Genomic DNA, 16803 nt, shown 5'->3' on the forward strand with positions numbered 1-16803 from the left:
ACTCGCGCCGTGGGGTTCGCCTACGAGTACAGCTTGCGCCTTCGCTCTGCGAGAAACGCTGGAGTTTGCTATGAACCGAGCCAAAACCCGAGGGCCGCCGCCGCAACGGAGACCACGAGCATCCCGAGCCCGTTGGCGAGCGCAGCGGCGTACCGCCTGGTCTGCGCGAGACGAACGGTCTCGAAGCTGGCAGTGCTGAAGGTGGTGTAGCCGCCGAGGAAGCCGGTGCCGAGCACGAGCCGCCAGTCGTCGGTCAGCACCGAGCCGAGGGCGAGCGCGGTGACCAGCCCGAGCAAAAACGACCCGGTGACGTTGATGACCGTCGTGCCGATGGGGTAGCCGGCCCGCACGTATGTGCGAATGACACCGTCGAGCACGAAGCGGCTCATCGCGCCGAGCCCGCCGCCGATCGCGACCGCGACCACCACCCACGCGCTCACGAGGCCTGCCGTCGGCGCTGGATGGTCGAACCGAGGGCGATGCCCGCGATGGTGGCCACGGCTCCGAACACCAGCGTGCCGAGGGCGTACAGCGTCGCCTCGACCACGTGTCCGCCGTGCAGCAGGGTCACGGTGTCGACCGACAGCGTGCTGTAGGTGGTGAAGCCGCCGAGCACTCCGGTGCCGAGCAGCAGGCGCAGCCTCTGCCGGGTGCCCTGGTCGGGCCCGAGCCGCGCGAGGGTGTCGAGCAGCAAGCCGAGGGCGAATGCGCCGAGCAGATTGATGGCCAGCACCGGAACCGGCAGCCCGCTGATGGTGGGGAAGGCGTCGACGATGACGAAACGCACCGCGGTGCCGACCGCCCCGCCGAGCGCCACGAGGCCGAGATTCGCCAGGCGGAAGTGCACCGGCCGAGCCGCGCCCGCCTGGGACTCGCCGACCTCGGTATCGCTGTCGACCGGCAGGTCGCTGCGTTCGTCTGCGGGTGAGGTCACAGCTGAAAGCCTACGGTGCGCCGACTCGCACTCCGTTTCAGCGCGCGTCGGCGTGGCCCTCTAAACTCACCCCATGAGTAACTATGTATACGGTGGCCGCGCAGACATCGAGAAAGCCCTCGACATGCTGGTGAACCTCGACGACGTGCAGCGCAACGCGATCGTGGTGCTCGAGATCGACGAAGAGATCGACCGGCTGCAGACCGAGCTCGACAAGATCGACAAAGACCCGTCGCACGTTCCCGACGCCGACTTCATCGAGGTGCTGAGCGGCTACGTCGAGCGCGCGGACGACTGGAACAGCAAGCAGTAGCGCGGTAAGCACGGCCGCGCGACGGAGACGCTGCACATCGCACATTGCACATCGCACATGGCACATCGCTCAGCGCGCAGACGCCACTCGGCCGCGACGCCGCCGCGACTCAGCGCTGGATGACCAGCAGCGTCGAGGTCGCCGTCGCCAGCAGGGTGCCCCGGGCATCCGTCAGCCGGGCCTCGGCGAACGCGGCACGGCCGCCCATCTTCACCACGGTGGCCTCGGCGGTCACTTCGCCGGTCTGGGCGGTGATGGCGCGCAGGTACGACACCTTCAGCTCGAGCGTCGTATACGCCTGCTCGGCGGTCAGCAGGGAGTGCACGGCGCAGCCGCACGCCGAGTCGAGCAGGGTCGCGGCATAGCCGCCGTGCACCGAGCCGATGGGGTTGTAGACGCGCTGGCTCGGCGTGCCGGTGAACACGGCGCGGCCCTCGTCGATGCTGACCAGGTCGAACTCCATGGTCTGGCCGATCGGCGGCTGCACGCCGATCTCGATCAGGGCGCGCAGTTGGTCGATGCCCGAAAGGCCGGGGCCGGCTTCGTCGGCGAGTGTCACGGTGACTCCTGAGTGGTTCGAGTGTCGTAATGTCGAAGGGCCGAGGTTATCGCCTCTGACGCGACAGCCAACAATGAATTGGACACATTCCACAGTGACGAACGTATTTTCGTGACGGCCGACGACGACGACCTCACGAATGTCGACTCGGTGCACAGCGCAGAGCCGCTGGGCGCCCACGTGGCCGGCGACGCCGCCGGCGAGACGGATGCCCAGACAGAGCCCCTGAGACGCCGAAGCCGTTTCGTCGACCTCACTCCCCTGCGCGCCAGCCCGCCGTTCGCACGGCTCTGGACAGGCGCTGCCATCTCGGGCATCGGCGGCCAGATGACCATCGTCGCCGTCGGCCTGCACATCTACGACCTCACCGGCTCGACCTTCGCCGTGTCGCTGGTGGGAGTGTTCACGCTGCTGCCGATGATCGTCTTCGGGCTGTACGGCGGCATTCTGGCCGACACCTTCGACCGCCGTCTCGTGGCGCTGGTGGCGGCCATCGTCACCTGGGCGTCGACGGCCACCCTCGCCGGGATCGCCTGGGGTCAGGTCGGTGCGGTGTGGCCGTACTACATCCTCGCGACCGTGATCGCGGTCGGCAGCACGGTGATCGGCGCGACCCGCCAGTCGATCGTGCCGCGTCTGCTGCCGAAAGAACTGCTGCCCGCCGCCAGCGCGCTGAACGGCATCAGCATGGGCGCGAGCATCACCGTCGGCCCCGCGCTGGCCGGCGTTCTGGTGGCGACGGTGGGCATCCAGTGGACGTACACGGTCGACGTCGTGCTGTTCATCGCCGCGTTCACCGGCATCTTCTCGCTGCCGAAGATCATCCCGGAGGGGTCGACCGGCCGCGCCGGGTTGCGTGCCGTCGCCGACGGCATCCAGTTCTTGAAGAGCGCGCCGAACGTGCGCATGTCGTTCATCGTCGACATCATCGCCATGACCTTCGGGCAGCCCCGGGTGCTGCTGCCGGCGGTGGGCGCGGTACTGATCGGTGGCGGTGCGATCACCACGGGCATCCTGACCGCCGCCGTCGCGGTGGGGGCGCTGCTCAGCAGCATTCTGTCGGGTCGGCTCGGGCACGTGCGCTGGCAGGGCCGGGCCATCGGCGGCGCGATCACGGTGTACGGCGCGTTCATCGCCCTGTTCGGCGTGATTCTGCTGGTCACGAGCCTGCTCGACGACGTGCGGCTGCACCCGATCGGCGAGTCGATCGGCGACGCGAACATCGGGGCGCTGGTGCTGGCGACGCTCGCCCTGGCGGGCTCGGGGGCGGCCGACAACGTGAGCGCGATCTTCCGCTCGACGCTGCTGCAGGCGGCCGTGCCCGACGCGATGCGCGGGCGCATCCAGGGTGTCTTCACCGTGGTGGTGGCTGGCGGGCCGCGCCTGGGCGACGCCTACATCGGCATTCTGGCGACGTTCGCGGCCCTGTGGTTTCCGCCGCTGTTCGGCGGCATCGTCATCATGGCGCTGATTCTCGTGCTGCTGCGCCTGAACCCCGGCTTCCGCCGCTACGACGCACAGAACCCGCTGCCCTGACGGTCGGTTCCGTCCCGGTCAGCGGGTTCTGGATGCGCGGCTACTGCCAGCGGTGCGCCGCAGCGGCGGCGGCGCACCAGACGAGGTCAGCTGAAAGCGGCGGCGTGTACGTCGCTTTCAGCGCCGGGCGGCGCCACGACGACGGTTCGAGGGCTGATGCCGGCAGTGCGCCGCAGAGGCGGCGGCGCACAGGCAAGCACAGCTCAGCTGACGCCCTTGAGGTCGATCACGAAGATGAGCGTGCGGCCTGAGAGCTGGTGCCCTCCGCCGGCGGGGCCGTAGGCGAGCTCGGGCGGAACGGTCAGCTTGCGGCGGCCGCCCACCTTCATGCCGGGGATGCCCTGCTGCCAGCCGGCGATCAGCTGGCGCAACGGAAAGTTGATCGACGCGCCGCGGCTCCACGACGAGTCGAACTCGTCGCCCGACTCGTAGTCGACGCCGAGGTAGTGCACGTCGACGGTCGACCCTGCGGTGGCCTCGGGGCCGTCGCCCTCGACGATGTCGACGATTTCGAGGGTCTCGGGTGCGGGCCCGTCGGGCGCGTCGAGTTCTGGCTTGGTGGTGAGATCTGTCATGGTTCCATCCAACCGGTCGGGGCGGGCCAAAGTCAAAGCGGTTACGCCCTCAGCGCACCGCGCTGCCGTAGAGCCGGAAGGGGGGCGTGCCGCACCCGCCCCTCGACCCGACCTCCGACCCCCGACCCGAGCCGCGCACGGTCAGGCCCGGTCGACGAACGTCAGCCGCTGCGTCGGCCGCGTCATCGACACGTACAGCGCCGAGGCACCGCGCGGAATCTCCCGCAGCATGCGCTCCCGGTCGACTATCACCACCGAGTCGAACTCGAGGCCCTTGGCCTCTTGCGGGGTCAGCACCGCCACCGACCGGGTGAGCCCGACCGCACCGAGACCCACGTCGCCGGGCAGCGCAGCCGACACGGCATCGAACGTGGCGTCGAGGTCAGCCGGGGCGACGATGACGCCGACCGTGCCGACGGGGTCGATGCCCCGGTCGACGGCGACGGCATCCAGAACCGCGCGGTGCAGGTCGTCGGGCAGGCGGCCGGATGCCCGAACAGTCGTGATGGGCCACTCGCTCTCGCGCACCGAGGTCGAGCGGGTCACGGGCAGCCCCTGTTCTTCGGCGAACCGCTGTGCGGCATCCGCGATCTGGGCGGGGGTGCGGTAGTTCACCGTGAGCTCTTCGAGCCGCCAGCCCTCCCCCTCACGGGTGCGGCCGACGAGCGGGGTGACGGCCTCGCGCCAGCTGCTGGCGCTGGCTGCGGCGCTCGCCTGGGCGATGTCGCCGACGATGGTGAACGAGCGCAGCGGGCCGCGGCGGCGCAGCAGGCGCCACTGCATCGGCGACAGCTCCTGCGCCTCGTCGACGACTATGTGGCCGTAGGTCCAGGTGCGGTCGGCCGCGGCGCGTTCGGCGGTGGTGCCGCGCGAGGCCTGCTCGGCGAAGGTGTCGGCGAGATCTTCGGCCCGCACGAGCCCTTCGACATCCATGTTCTTGATGGCCTGCTCGGCGTTACGGATGTCGAGTTTGCGCTGCTGCCTGGCCTCGCGGTCGACGGCGGCCGAACGCTCGTTGTGCTCGCCGAGGTGCTCGGCCGCCTCGTCGAGCAGCGCGACGTCAGAGACGGTGAAAGCGGCATCTCGGCCGCGGCGCAGCAGCGCGCGCTTCTCGTCGCTCCAGCGCGGGGTCAGCTCGGCCAGCCACTGCGGGCGGGCGTAGAGGTCTTGCAGCAGCTTCTCGGGAGTCAGAGGAATCCAGGCCGTGTTCAGCGCCACCCTGACGTCGTACGACTGCCGCAGGTCTTCGCGCAGCCAGCCGTAGTCGTCTTCGTCAACCGTGTTGCCGTGCGAGCGGAGCTGGGTCGCCAGAAGCCGGGTGAGCTCGGCCAGGGCCGCCTTCACGAACACCACCCGCGCCTCGTTGTAGCTCTTGCGGCTCTCGTGGGCGCGGGTCATCGCGTTCGCGATCACGCTGGGTTCGAGGGTGAGCAGTTCGCCGTTGACGTCGAGCTGCTGTGGCTCGGTCGGCACCTTCTGGCGCGACCGGATGGCCCGCTCGATCAGCCCCGCCATCTCGGTGGCACCCTTCACCTGCGCAACCGCCGGCTCGTCGTCGGCGGTGGCGTCGATGCCCGGGAACAGCTGCCCCACGCTCGCGAGCACCACGCCCGTCTCACCGAGGCTCGGCAGCACGGCCTCGATGTACTGCAGAAAGGCGCGCGAGGGCCCTACGACCAGCACGCCCGAGGTCTTCAGGCGGTCGCGGTACGAGTAGAGCAGGTACGCGGCACGGTGCAGCGCCACGGCGGTCTTGCCGGTGCCCGGCCCACCCTGCACCACCAGCACGCCCTGCAGGGGCGAACGGATGATGCGATCCTGCTCGGCCTGGATCGTCGCGACGATGTCGTGCATGCGCCCGGTGCGCTGCGTCGACAGCGACGCCATCAGCGCGCCCTCGCCCTGCAGCGCCCCGGCCTCCTCTTCGCTCAGCCCGGCGCTGTCGAAGATCTCGTCTTCGATCTTCACGATCTGCCGGCCCTTGCTCAGCAGGTGGCGACGAGAACGGATGCCCATCGGCGTCGCCGCGGTCGCCTGGTAGAAGGGGCCCGCCTGCGGCACGCGCCAGTCGAGCAGTATCGGCCGCAGGTTCTCGTCGCGCAGGCCGATGCGCCCGATGTACCGGTACGCGGAGTCGGCCTCCTCGCCCTCGCCCGCCTCGCTTGTTCCGCCGGGGGTGCCCGCGCCAGTCGCATCCCCGGCGCCACCCGCCCCGGTACCGCCGGCATCCGCGTCGCCCGCGGCGACCTCGAGACGCCCGAAGGCCAGCCGCTCATCCACGTCGTTCAGCGCGGCGATGCGATCTTCGAACACCCGGGCGAACGCGTCGCGCTCAGACCGGCTCTGGTGGTTGCCGCCGACGTCTTGCGCGTGCACCCGCGAGAGCTGCGCCCGGGCGTCGTCTCGCAGCGCGTCGAGCCGTTCGTACAGCTTCGCCACATAGTCGCGTTCACGGTCGAGCTCGGCTGAAACCACGTCTGTTACCCCTCAAAAATCCGGCTAACCATTCTACCCCGGCTCACCCGTGCGCCGGCCCGGCCGAGCCCAGCCCGTACAATCGGGGGCATCAAGAACGTGGTCGTCGAGCTAGGAGGCTCCGAACCGGAGGCGAAGCGACTGAAGCACTGCGACTCCTTCGGGGTTGTCATCGGGCGCGGTGAATTCCCATTCGGAACCGTCAAAGGCCGACAGCACCAGAGAACAGCCCGAGTACTGTTCCGCGCGTAGCAGCTGGTCACCGGGCACTTCGCTCGCAGCAGCGACTGCGACGAGCCAATTGAGGTCGGTCAACTCATCCGCAAGCTGCACCATCTCTCGCCACGTCGTGGCCACCCCGCCGGGATGGTTGAGCGCCGTGTCTGCCAACGCCTGAACATCACAACTGCTCGATTCGTGGGTATAGCCCTCGAATTCGAGGATGACCCACGACCAGTCGTTTGAAGGAACACTCGCCAATACATCGGCCAGGCCGAGCTTGATACCCCCTGGCGTCCGCATCCTGATGACGAGGTTCATTGTCATTGCTCCGCTCTCCCGATCCCACCGCTCCTATCATGACGATAGTTCATCATTGTCGGCCGAGCCCAGCCCGTACAATCGGGGGCATGACGGATGCAGCGCACGCGCCGGGGCGCGACGAGCGGATGCCGCCGGCCGTCGGCGATGAGAGCCCCGTCGAGACGCTGGAACGCAACTGGAGCGAACTGCTGCAGGAGTTCAGGGTGGTTCAGACCGGAACACAGATTCTCACCGGGTTTCTGCTCACGCTGCCGTTCCAGGCGAGATTCGGCGACCTGACGGCCTTCCAGAACGCGCTCTACCTGTGCCTGGTGGTCGGTTCGGCACTGGCCACGGCCCTCGCCCTGACCCCGGTGAGCATCCACCGCGTGCTGTTCCGGCACGGCGCGAAGGCGCAGATCGTCACGACGGCCAATCGGCTCGCGCTGGTCACCCTCGGTGTCGTGTCGCTGGTGATCACCGGCACGGTCGCCTTCATCTTCGACGTGGTGCTCGGCGACACAGCGGCGGTCGTCGCGGCTGTCGCGGCCCTGGTCACGCTGGCGGGGCTGTGGGTGGCGCTGCCGCTCAGCATCCGCCCCCGTCAACACCCGCCCGTCTCGTGAGCGACACCCGGCAGGCCGACGAGCTCGGCCACGGCATCGACATCGGCACGGCCGACATCGGCACCGGCGACGCAGGCACGCTCGACGACCGTGACGCGACGCCCTTCGACTTCTCGCGGTCGGCCGTCGCCGAGCGCCTTGCCGCCGATCGCGAGATCAGGCGCCACGGCGCCACGGCCGACTACCGCGACCTCGACCGCCGCGCCCTTCGCTACGCCATGCGGCGGGCGTACTTCGGCTTCTTCCTGCACCGGGGCATCGACTCGAGCGCCACGCTCACGTTCTACTGCGCGCTGGCGCTCTTCCCCGCCACACTCGCCGTGGTCTCGATCGTGGCGCTGCTCGACCCACAGGGCGACGTGGTGCGCGTGATTCTGAACGTGATCGACAGCTTCATACCGAAGGCGACGGTCGACACCACCCGGCTCGCGCTGCAGCAGTTCACCCGCATGCCCGACCCGGTCATTGCGCTGGTCATCGGTCTCGCACTGACCATCTGGGCGGGCAGCAGCTACGCCACCTCGTTCGGGCGAACCGTCAATGCCGTCTACGGGGTGGTCGAGGGCCGGCGGTTCATCAAGCTGCGGCTGCTGATGCTGCTCGAGTCGGTGGTGCTCATCGCACTGCTCTCGCTGATCGTTCTGCTGGTGATCGTCACCCCCGACGTGGCCCACACCGTGGTCGTGACGCTCGGCTGGCCTCCGTTCGTCGTCGACGTGTGGAGCGTCGCCAAGTGGCCCGTGCTCGCTCTACTGGCGATCTTCACGGTGGTCGTGCTCTACTACGGCACTCCCAACGTGCGCCGGCCGCGCATCCGCTGGATCTCGGTGGGGGCGGCCTTCGCGATCGGCGCCTGGAGCCTGACCACCGGCGCGTACTCGCTGTACATCTCGACGTTCGCTGGGTACGACCGCTTCTACGGTCTGCTCGGTGGCGCGATCATCACCCTGATCTGGCTCTTTCTGTCGAACCTCGTCATCGTCATCGGTGTCGAGGTGGATGCCGAGCTGACCCGTGCGCGCCAGCTGGTCGTCGGGCTGCCGTCAGAGGAGGCGATCGTCATGCCGCTTCGCGACTCGTCGCGCATCGACATTCTGGCCAGGCGGCACCGGGCCGACCTCGACGAGGGACGGGCTATTCGCGAACAGGCCGACCTTCTGCGCCGCCGTTCGCGGCATCAGCAGCCGCCAGCGTGATCGCCTCGGCGTCGGCGCTGATGACCTGGGCGTCTGCAGCATGGGCCCCCACGGCACCTGTGCCGAGGTCGTCAGGGCTGATGATCGGAATCGCGCTCGTGATCGCCTCGAGCCCCGACAGCCGCGCGGGCGACAGCAGCTTCGTGACGCGCTCGCGCGTCATCAGGTCGGCCTCCACCACCAGGTCGGCGATGTTGCGGCCGGTGAGCAGGGCCGTCTTCGCCAGCGCCGACGAAGCCGAGTAGCCGATGTAGGGCGTGAGGGCCGTGACGACCCCCACCGAGGTCGACACGAGCCGGTCGAGCCGGTCGATGTTGGCGGTGATGCCGTCGATGCAGTTGACCCGCAGCGTGAGGCACCCCTGTGTCATCCAGGCGATGCTCTGCAGCAGCGAGTGGGCGATCACCGGCTCGAAGGCGTTCAGCTGCAGCTGGCCGCCCTCGGCCGCCATCGTCACGGTCACGTCGGCGCCCGCCACCGAGAATGCGATCTGGTTGACCACCTCGGGGATGACCGGGTTCACCTTGCCGGGCATGATGCTCGACCCGGCCTGCCGCGCGGGCAGGTTGATCTCGCCGAAGCCGGCCTGCGGGCCGCTCGAGAGCAGCCGCAGGTCGTTGCAGATCTTGCTGAGCTTGATGGCAGAACGCTTCAGGATGCCCGACAGCTGCATGAACACGCCGGCGTCGCTCGTGGCCTCGATGAGGTCGGGCGCGGTGACGTACTCGAACCCGGTGAGCTGGCGCAGGTGGCGGCGCACCGCGTCGGCGTAGCGCGGGTCGGCGGTGATTCCGGTGCCGATGGCCGTGGCGCCGAGGTTGATCTCCCAGAGCAGCGGCACCGTCTCGGCGAGCCGCTGGTTGTCTTCGGTGAGGGTGGTGGCGAAGCCATGGAACTCCTGGCCGAGGGTCATCGGCACGGCATCCTGCAGCTGGGTGCGGCCGATCTTCAGCACATCGGCGAACTCGACCCCCTTCGCGGCGAACGAGTCGCGCAGCTGCTCGTGCTCCACGAGCAGGCGCTGCAGGCCGAAGCACAGCGCGAGCTTCACGGCCGTCGGGTACACGTCGTTGGTGCTCTGGCTGCGGTTCACGTCGTCGAGCGGGTGCAGCGCCCGGTAGTCGCCCTTCGGCCGCCCCATCAGCTCGAGGGCGATGTTGGTGAGCACCTCGTTCGCGTTCATGTTGGTCGAGGTGCCGGCGCCGCCCTGGATGACACCCACGACGAACTGGTCGTGGTACTCCCCGTCGCGCACCAGCTGGCAGGCCTCGTCGATGTGACGCGCCTTGACGGGGTCGAGCACGCCGATCTCGGCGTTCGCCCGCGCGGCGGCCTGCTTGACGATGACGAGGGCGTTCACGAGGTCGGGGTACACCGAGATGGGCCGGCGGCTGATGGGAAAGTTCTCCAGCGCCCGCGCGGTATGGATGCCCCAGTAGGCCTCGAACGGAATCTCGATGCTGCCCAGCGAGTCGGTCTCGGTTCGCGTCGCACCGGTGTCGGTGACCGTGGCGGTGCTGGTGTTTGTGATGGTCGGGAGGGGGTTCGTCGCCGTCGACGGGGTGGTCGGTGAAGTCTGCACGACGGCGACCTTACTCGCCTCAGGTGAGTTTTCTGAGGAATCCGCGGATGAACGCATCTTTCTTCTGGGTGAAGGGCGGATACACGAGGTTAAATGTGTCGGGCTTCAGAATCTTGCTGAGCACGGCCTTCTCGTGACTGAACACCTGCACGCTGCGTTCGCCGTGATACGCACCCATTCCGCTGGCGCCCACTCCCCCGAACGGCAGGCCCTGCACGAGCAGGTGCGCGGCCGGCACACCGAATGCGATCGCTCCCGACGAGGTGCCGGTGATGAAGCGCCGGCGCACCGCCTTCGACTCGGTGAACACGTAGAGGGCGAGCGGCTTGTCTCCGGCGTTGATGTACGAGATCGCGTCGTTGAGGGAGTCGACGGTGACGATGGGCAGGATCGGGCCGAAGATCTCTTGCGCCATCACCGCCGAGGTGCGGTCGACGTCGTGCAGCACCGTCGGTGCGAGGTACCTGGTTCGGGCATCCGACTCGCCACCGGCGACCACGGTCTCGCCGGCCAGCAGACCGGTGAGGCGCTCGAACTGGGCATCGTTGACGATGCGGCCGAAGCTGTCGCTCGTCGCCGGGTCGGGGCCGTAGAACTCGGCGATGACCTCGGTGAGCAGCGGCTCGAGCGCCGCAGCCACCGCGGGGCTCGCGAGCAGGTAGTCGGGGGCGACGCAGGTCTGGCCGGCGTTCATGAACTTGCCCCAGGCGACCCGGTGCGCCACCGCACGCAGGTCGACCGTGTCATCGACGTAGACGGGCGACTTGCCGCCGAGTTCGAGGGTCACCGGCGTCAAGTTCTCGGCGGCGGCGTGCATCACGATGCGCCCGACGCGGCCGTTGCCGGTGTAGAAGATGTGGTCGAAACGCTGCTTCAGCAGTTCGGTGGTCTCGGGCACCCCGCCCTCGACGATGGCCACGGCACGCTGGTCGAAGTACCTCGCGAACAGCTTGGCGAACACCGCGGAGGTCGCCGGGGCGAGCTCGCTGGGCTTGGCCACCAGGGCGTTGCCGGCAGCGAGGGCGCCGATGATCGGCACGAGCAGCAGCTGTACGGGATAGTTCCAGGGCGCGATCACCAGCACGACGCCGAGCGGTTCGAGCACCGTCTTCGCCGACGACGGAGCGATCAGCAGGGGTGTGGCCACCCGCTTCGGCCGCAACCACCGCGTCAGGTTCGCCAGAGTGTGCTCGATCTCGGCCAGCACGAACCCGATCTCGGTGAGTTGCGCCTCTGCCGGGTTCTTGGCGAGGTCGGTGATCAGCGCCGCCTCGATCTCGGGTGTGTTCTCGAGCAGCAGCGCCTTCAGCGCTTTCAGCTGACGGATGCGCCAGGCCACCGGCTTCGTTCTGCCGGCCTCGAACGTGCTGCGCAGCCGCGCCACAAGGGCGCCGACGTCGTCGCGCGGGGGCGCCACCGAAGCGTCGGGCGTGCGCGCGTCGGCCACTGCTTCGGCGGGAGAAGCGTCAATGCTCATGGTTCATCGTAGGCCCGGGCCGAGCCGTGCGAGCGAGAAATTCGGGTTGCTGATCTCGGGAGCGCGCCCGGTGCGGGCGAAGCCGGCCCAGGTGCGGCGCAGCACCCGCCCGAACCGGTCGAGGTCGCTCCAGTCGGTGTCGCCGAGCATCGGCGATCCGCGCCAGAACTGCTCGTCGGCCCAGAAGAACGGCAGTTCGATGCAGTGGCAGGCACCCCACGGCGTGCCCGCCGGCCGCCAGTCGACCCGGTAGGTGAACACGGTGGCACCCGAGCGCTCGAGCAACCGCGCCAGGCGCAGGGCGGGAGCGGTGAATGCGCGGCGAGTGAGGGCGTAGGTCAGCGGTCTCGTGAAGGGCCGCGACAGCCGGGCGGTCTGCGCGCGGCGGAGGGCCGGCACCGAGTCGATGAACACGCTGAACTCGTCGCGGTTCGAGCCGATGAGGGCGTCGATCTGGCCGGCGCGGCGTTCGAGCAGGGCATGCCACTCGGCGGAGGGCGGCACGGGCCACACACCCGGGGTCGGCGCGTAGGGCATCCCTCTGGTGAGGAAGTCGCCCGACAGACCCGTGGTGGCCGCGACCTGGGCGTGCAGCATCGGCAGCACCGCCGCGGTACGCAGGTCGTCGCCGAGCTTCGCGAGGAAGTTCGCACTCAGCTCGGCCGCGAGGGCCTCACGCCCGACGCTCAGCCCGAGCGGCGCGCTCTGCAGGATGACCCGGTGGTAGAGGTGGTCGGCCTCGGTGACGGCCAGCAGGTGCGCGATGGAGTCGGCCCCGGCCGACTGGCCGAACAACGTGATGTTGCCCGGGTCTCCCCCGAAGCTCGCGATGTTCTGCTTCACCCAGTCGAGCGCCGCGAGCTGGTCGAGCACGCCGAGATTGGCCGGTGCGACGCCGTCGATCGGCAGAAAGCCGAAGACGCCGAGCCGGTAGTTGATTCCGACCACGATCACGTCGCCGTCGGTCACGATGCGCGAGGGGTCGTAGATCTCGCCGCTGCCCGATCCGTTCACGTAGGCGCCACCGTGAACCCACACCATGACGGGTCTCGGGCTCTCGCTCGGTTCGGCCGGGCCCGTGATGTTCAGAAAGAAGCAGTCTTCGGCCATCGGCGGAATACGCTTCGGCAGCGCCAGCATGGTCATGCCGAAGCGCGGCTGGGGGCACATCGGCCCGTCGCCGAGCGCCTCCTGCACGCCCTCCCACGGTGCTGCGGCCACCGGCGGTTCGAAGCGTGCGGCCGTGGCGTAGCGCACCCCGCGGAAACGGCGCAGGGCGCCCTCGATCGAACCGCGCACGGTGCCGTTCGGCGTCTCGACGTCGACGGTCGGCGCATCGGCCGGCGCGCGCTGGAACCCGGCGTCGGCGGTCTTCTCCGGGCTCGCCAGCTGCTCGTCGTCGTGATCCACCGGGGTGCACTCTCCTTCTGCTCAGTCGGCCGCCTGACTCGCGGCCGCATCGTGGTGGGGCCGGTCGGCGACCGGCTGGGGGCCGATCAGCGACCGGCGAGTACGTCTTCGAGGGTGCGCGGCGCGTGGCCGGTGACCCGTCGCACGTCGTCGCTGATCGCCTCGAGCTCGCCGTCGCGAATACCCGTGTAGGTGCTGACCCAGGCATCGACCATGAACGCCGGGGCGCCGAAGTGCGCGCGCGACGCGTAGGCCTCGTCGACCGTCTCGTCGTGGAAGGTGAGGGTGCGCCCCGTGGCGACGGATGCCCGGCGGGCCACATCGGCGAAGGTCAGCGTCTCGCCACCGGTCAGGGCGTAGACCTGCCCCCGGTGTGCCGCCGCATCGCGCAGCACGGCCACGGCGACGTCGGCGACGTCTGCCCTGGCAACCGCGGCGATGCGGCCGTCGCCGGCCGGTCCGCGGATGACGCCCGTCTCGTCGGCCCACTGCGGCAGCAGGTCGAGGTAGAAGTTGTCGCGCAGAAAGGTGTGGTCGCGCCCCGAGGCGCGCAGCACGTCTTCGGTCTCGCCGTGGTCGCGGGCGAGGGTGAAGCGGGCGTGCGGGCCGGCACCCGTGAATGACGTGTAGACGAAGTGCGACACGCCCGCGTCGATCGCGGACTGGATGAACTGCACGTGCTCGGCGACGCGGTTCGGCGACTCCGACGCCGACACCATGAAGAGCACGTCGACGCCCTCGAGGGCTCGCCGGCCGGCGTGTTCGTCGCCGTACTCGGTCACGCCCACCGAGATGTCGGCGCGCGCCGGCGAACCGGCGGCGGCGAGCTCGGGTACCCGGGCAGCGTCGCGCACGATCAGGCGCAGGGAACGGTCATCCTGGGCCAGCTGACGGGCGACCAGCCCGCCGACGTGCCCGGTGACCCCGGTGATACCGATGGTCGGCTGCATGCCGAGAACTCTACCCCCGGGCGTGAATCTGTTCGATGATCGCCAGCGCCTGCAGCGAGCTGCGCGGGTCGACCGGCAGAGCCGACCCGGTGGTGAGGGCGTCGCCCAGCACCCGGTAGAACCCCGCGTAGTCACCCGGCTCGGTGGGGCGCCGGGTCAGGCTGCCGTCGACGCCGAGCTGGCCCCAGGTCGACTCCGGCTCGACACCGAAGCCCTCGTCGGCGGGCCGGGCGCCCGAACGCAGCGCATCCTCCTGCCCGTCGAGGCCCCACTTCGTGTAGGCGCCGGTGGAGCCGAGCACGTGGAAGCGCGCACCCTTCTGGGCCGCGAGCGAGTTCATCCAGAGATGGCTCGTCACGCCGGAGACGTGCCGCAGGGCGACGAACACATCGTCGTCGGCCGAGCCGCCCGGCAGCCGGGTCGCCACCTCGGAGTACACCTCGTCGACCGGACCGAACAGCTGCAGCGCCTGGTCGGTCAGGTGCGAACCGAGGTCGAAGAGAATGCCGCCGCCCTCGGGCACCGTCACCTCGCCCTTCCAGTCGCGGCCGCCCTGCGGCTTCCACCACTCGAAGCGCGACTCGAACCGGTACACCTCGCCCAGGGCGCCCTCGTCGAGCAGGGTGCGCAGCGTGAGGAAGTCGCCGTCCCACCGGCGGTTCTGAAACACCGTGAGCGCCACGCCGAGCTGCTCGGCGCGCTCGATGAGCTCGGTGGCCTGCGCCACGCTGGCGGCGAACGGCTTGTCGATCACGACCGAGAGCCCGGCGTTGATCGCGGCGAGCGCGAGGCCGTAGTGGCTGCCCGGCGGTGAGCCGATGACGACGAGGTCGAGGTCGTCGGCCTTCTCGAACAGTTCGGCGGTCGAGTCGAGGATGACCGTGTCGGGGTACTCGTCGCGGGCCTCTGCCTGGCGCCCGGCGTCTGACGTGACGATCGCGTCGAGTGAGAAGCGCGGGTCGAGCGCGATGAACGGGGCGTGGAAGATGCGCCCCGAAAGACCGAACCCGATCAGGCCGGTGCGGATGGGCGCGGTGAAGACGCTCGACGGGACGGGGCCGGAATCTGCGGGGGTGGTCATGCTGCCAACCCTAGCGATGTGGCACCTGTCGGAATACTCCCAGTTGCTTCGCAGTTGGCAAGGAGATGCAGCAGACGACACCCACGCCCCCGACAGAGGGCGTCTTGACCGCCCGCGAGCGAAAGCGGCTCACCAAGCCCGAGAACGAGCGGGCGATCGTCTTCGTGCTGGCCTTCACCGGACTCATCGCCTCCTTCATGCAGACGCTGGTCACGCCGATCGTGCCCGAGCTGCCCACACTGCTGAACACCTCGCCGTCGAACGCGACCTGGGTACTCACCGCCACGCTGCTGGCCGCGGCCATCGCCACCCCCATCGCCGGGCGGCTGGGCGACATGTTCGGCAAGCGCCGCATCACGCTCGTGCTGTTGTTGCTCATGCTCGCCGGATCGGTCATCGCCGCGCTCGCCACCGACGTCACCGTGCTGATCGCGGGGCGGGCACTGCAGGGCATCGGACTCGGTGTGATCGCCCTCGGCGTGAGCATCCTGCGCGATGTACTGCACCCGAAGCGCCTCGGCGGTGCGGTCGCCCTGGTCAGCGCCACGCTCGGCATCGGCGCGGCGGTCGGTCTGCCCATCTCGGCGCTCATCGCCGAGAACTTCGACTGGCACATGCTGTTCTGGCTGGCCAGCGCGCTGGCTGTTCTCGCACTCGCCCTCGTCTTCTTCGTCGTACCGGTGAGCACGCTGCGCACCGGCGGTTCGTTCGACTTCGTCGGCGCCGTGTTCTTCGCCATCGGGCTCGTCGGCATCCTGCTGGCGGTCTCGAAGGGCGGCGAGTGGGGCTGGGGCAGCCCCGTCACGCTCGGGATGCTCGCCGGCGGCGCGGTCGTACTGGTGCTGTGGGGCGTGTACGAACTGCGTGCCGACAACCCGCTCGTCGACCTGCGCATCGCGGCCCGCCGCCCGGTGCTGCTCACCAACCTCGCCTCGATCACGGTGGGATTCGGCTTCTTCGCCAGCGCGGCCGTACTGCCCCAGCTGCTCGAGGCACCCTCGACCACCGGGGTCGGGCTCGGCCAGACGCTGCTCGTCTCGAGCCTCTGCCTCATGCCCAGTGGCCTCGTCATGTTCTTCATGGCTCCCGTGGCCGCACGCCTGAGCGCCGCCCGCGGGCCCCGCATCAGTCTGCTGCTCGGCGGCTTCATCATCTTCGTCGGGTACGCCATCGCCATCGGCCTGATGACCGAGGTGTGGCACGCGGTCTTCATCGCCACCGCCGTCGGGTTCGGCGTCGGCTTCGCCTACGCGGCCATGCCGACACTCATCATGCGCTCGGTGCCCGCCACCGAGACCGCCGCCGCGAACGGGCTCAACTCGGTGATGCGCAGCCTCGGCTCGACGGTCGCCGCTGCCGTGCTCGGCCTCATTCTGTCGTCGAACATCGTGATCAGCGACGGCCGGCCGATTCCCACCGCCGGGGCCTTCCAGCTCTGCTTCGCGGTGGCCGGCGCCGTGGCGCTGGCCGGGGTGGTCGCCGCGTTCTTCATTCCGCGCCAGGAACCGGCCGACAGCACGGCGAGCATCCCGGTGGTGCAGACACGGGAGCCCGCGCTCTCCTGACC

At 69.4% G+C, this 16803-nt stretch carries 16 protein-coding genes; 5 read left to right on the forward strand and 11 right to left on the reverse strand.

What is annotated here, in order from left to right; all coding sequences use genetic code 11:
- Window positions 1-68: 68 nt before the first annotated feature.
- The gene (gene crcB / locus V3W46_RS01235) at window positions 69-440 is read right to left on the reverse strand and encodes a fluoride efflux transporter CrcB (RefSeq protein ID WP_331781260.1); all 372 of its coding nucleotides are present in this window, start codon (window positions 438-440) and stop codon (window positions 69-71) included.
- Window positions 437-934, reverse strand: coding sequence for a fluoride efflux transporter CrcB (crcB, locus tag V3W46_RS01240; protein ID WP_331781261.1), 498 nt, complete (start codon window positions 932-934; stop codon window positions 437-439). Before crcB (V3W46_RS01240) ends, crcB (V3W46_RS01235) begins: the two co-directional genes overlap by 4 nt.
- Window positions 935-1007: 73 nt before the next feature.
- Between crcB (V3W46_RS01240) and V3W46_RS01245 the strand changes: the two genes are divergently transcribed.
- The gene (locus V3W46_RS01245; RefSeq protein WP_331781262.1) at window positions 1008-1247 is read left to right on the forward strand and encodes a hypothetical protein; all 240 of its coding nucleotides are present in this window, start codon (window positions 1008-1010) and stop codon (window positions 1245-1247) included.
- A gap of 109 nt (window positions 1248-1356) precedes the next feature.
- Here the strand turns inward: V3W46_RS01245 and V3W46_RS01250 are convergent, their stop codons facing one another.
- Window positions 1357-1806, reverse strand: a complete 450-nt coding sequence (locus tag V3W46_RS01250) for a PaaI family thioesterase (RefSeq protein ID WP_331781263.1) — start codon at window positions 1804-1806, stop codon at window positions 1357-1359.
- A 180-nt stretch (window positions 1807-1986) separates the two neighbouring features.
- Between V3W46_RS01250 and V3W46_RS01255 the strand changes: the two genes are divergently transcribed.
- Window positions 1987-3342: an MFS transporter gene (locus V3W46_RS01255; RefSeq protein ID WP_443069906.1), complete on the forward strand. Its 1356-nt coding sequence runs from the start codon at window positions 1987-1989 to the stop codon at window positions 3340-3342.
- Window positions 3343-3545: 203 nt separating this feature from the next.
- On the opposite strand, the gene V3W46_RS01260 is transcribed toward V3W46_RS01255, so the two are convergent.
- From V3W46_RS01260 to V3W46_RS01270, 3 genes are all read right to left on the reverse strand, one after another.
- On the reverse strand, window positions 3546-3917 hold the full coding sequence (locus V3W46_RS01260) for an FKBP-type peptidyl-prolyl cis-trans isomerase (RefSeq protein ID WP_331781264.1): 372 nt from the start codon (window positions 3915-3917) through the stop codon (window positions 3546-3548).
- Between the two features lie 141 nt (window positions 3918-4058).
- The gene (locus V3W46_RS01265) at window positions 4059-6392 is read right to left on the reverse strand and encodes a HelD family protein (RefSeq protein ID WP_331781265.1); all 2334 of its coding nucleotides are present in this window, start codon (window positions 6390-6392) and stop codon (window positions 4059-4061) included.
- Between the two features lie 111 nt (window positions 6393-6503).
- Window positions 6504-6938 (reverse strand): hypothetical protein, encoded by a 435-nt coding sequence (locus V3W46_RS01270; RefSeq protein ID WP_331781266.1) that lies wholly within the window; start codon window positions 6936-6938, stop codon window positions 6504-6506.
- Window positions 6939-7021: 83 nt separating this feature from the next.
- On the opposite strand from V3W46_RS01270, the gene V3W46_RS01275 reads away from it, so the two are divergent.
- Together V3W46_RS01275 and V3W46_RS01280 are read left to right on the forward strand one after the other, a co-directional pair.
- Window positions 7022-7540 carry a DUF6328 family protein gene (locus V3W46_RS01275; RefSeq protein WP_331781267.1) on the forward strand — a complete coding sequence of 173 codons (519 nt, stop codon included), beginning with the start codon at window positions 7022-7024 and terminating at the stop codon, window positions 7538-7540.
- Complete coding sequence (locus tag V3W46_RS01280) at window positions 7537-8736, forward strand: YihY/virulence factor BrkB family protein (protein WP_331781268.1); 1200 nt, start codon at window positions 7537-7539, stop codon at window positions 8734-8736. Before V3W46_RS01275 ends, V3W46_RS01280 begins: the two co-directional genes overlap by 4 nt.
- Here the strand turns inward: V3W46_RS01280 and V3W46_RS01285 are convergent.
- The 5 genes from V3W46_RS01285 to V3W46_RS01305 form a co-directional block, all read right to left on the reverse strand.
- A complete protein-coding gene (locus tag V3W46_RS01285; protein ID WP_331781288.1) occupies window positions 8675-10267 on the reverse strand; it encodes an aspartate ammonia-lyase in 1593 nt (530 codons plus the stop codon). The two genes, V3W46_RS01280 and V3W46_RS01285, sit on opposite strands and share 62 nt — an antisense overlap.
- A 70-nt stretch (window positions 10268-10337) precedes the next feature.
- Window positions 10338-11795 carry an aldehyde dehydrogenase family protein gene (locus tag V3W46_RS01290; RefSeq protein WP_331781269.1) on the reverse strand — a complete coding sequence of 486 codons (1458 nt, stop codon included), beginning with the start codon at window positions 11793-11795 and terminating at the stop codon, window positions 10338-10340.
- A gap of 3 nt (window positions 11796-11798) precedes the next feature.
- A complete protein-coding gene (locus V3W46_RS01295; RefSeq protein ID WP_331781270.1) occupies window positions 11799-13205 on the reverse strand; it encodes a carboxylesterase/lipase family protein in 1407 nt (468 codons plus the stop codon).
- A gap of 86 nt (window positions 13206-13291) precedes the next feature.
- Complete coding sequence (locus V3W46_RS01300; protein WP_331781271.1) at window positions 13292-14155, reverse strand: SDR family oxidoreductase; 864 nt, start codon at window positions 14153-14155, stop codon at window positions 13292-13294.
- A gap of 10 nt (window positions 14156-14165) precedes the next feature.
- Entirely contained in the window at window positions 14166-15236 is a 1071-nt protein-coding gene (locus V3W46_RS01305) for a Gfo/Idh/MocA family protein (protein ID WP_331781272.1), read from the reverse strand.
- 65 nt (window positions 15237-15301) lie between these two features.
- On the opposite strand from V3W46_RS01305, the gene V3W46_RS01310 reads away from it, so the two are divergent.
- The gene (locus V3W46_RS01310; protein ID WP_331781273.1) at window positions 15302-16801 is read left to right on the forward strand and encodes an MFS transporter; all 1500 of its coding nucleotides are present in this window, start codon (window positions 15302-15304) and stop codon (window positions 16799-16801) included.
- The last annotated feature ends 2 nt before the right edge of the window (window positions 16802-16803 follow it).

It is taken from the genome of Subtercola sp. YIM 133946 (genome assembly GCF_036553535.1).
Lineage (GTDB): Bacteria > Actinomycetota > Actinomycetes > Actinomycetales > Microbacteriaceae > Subtercola.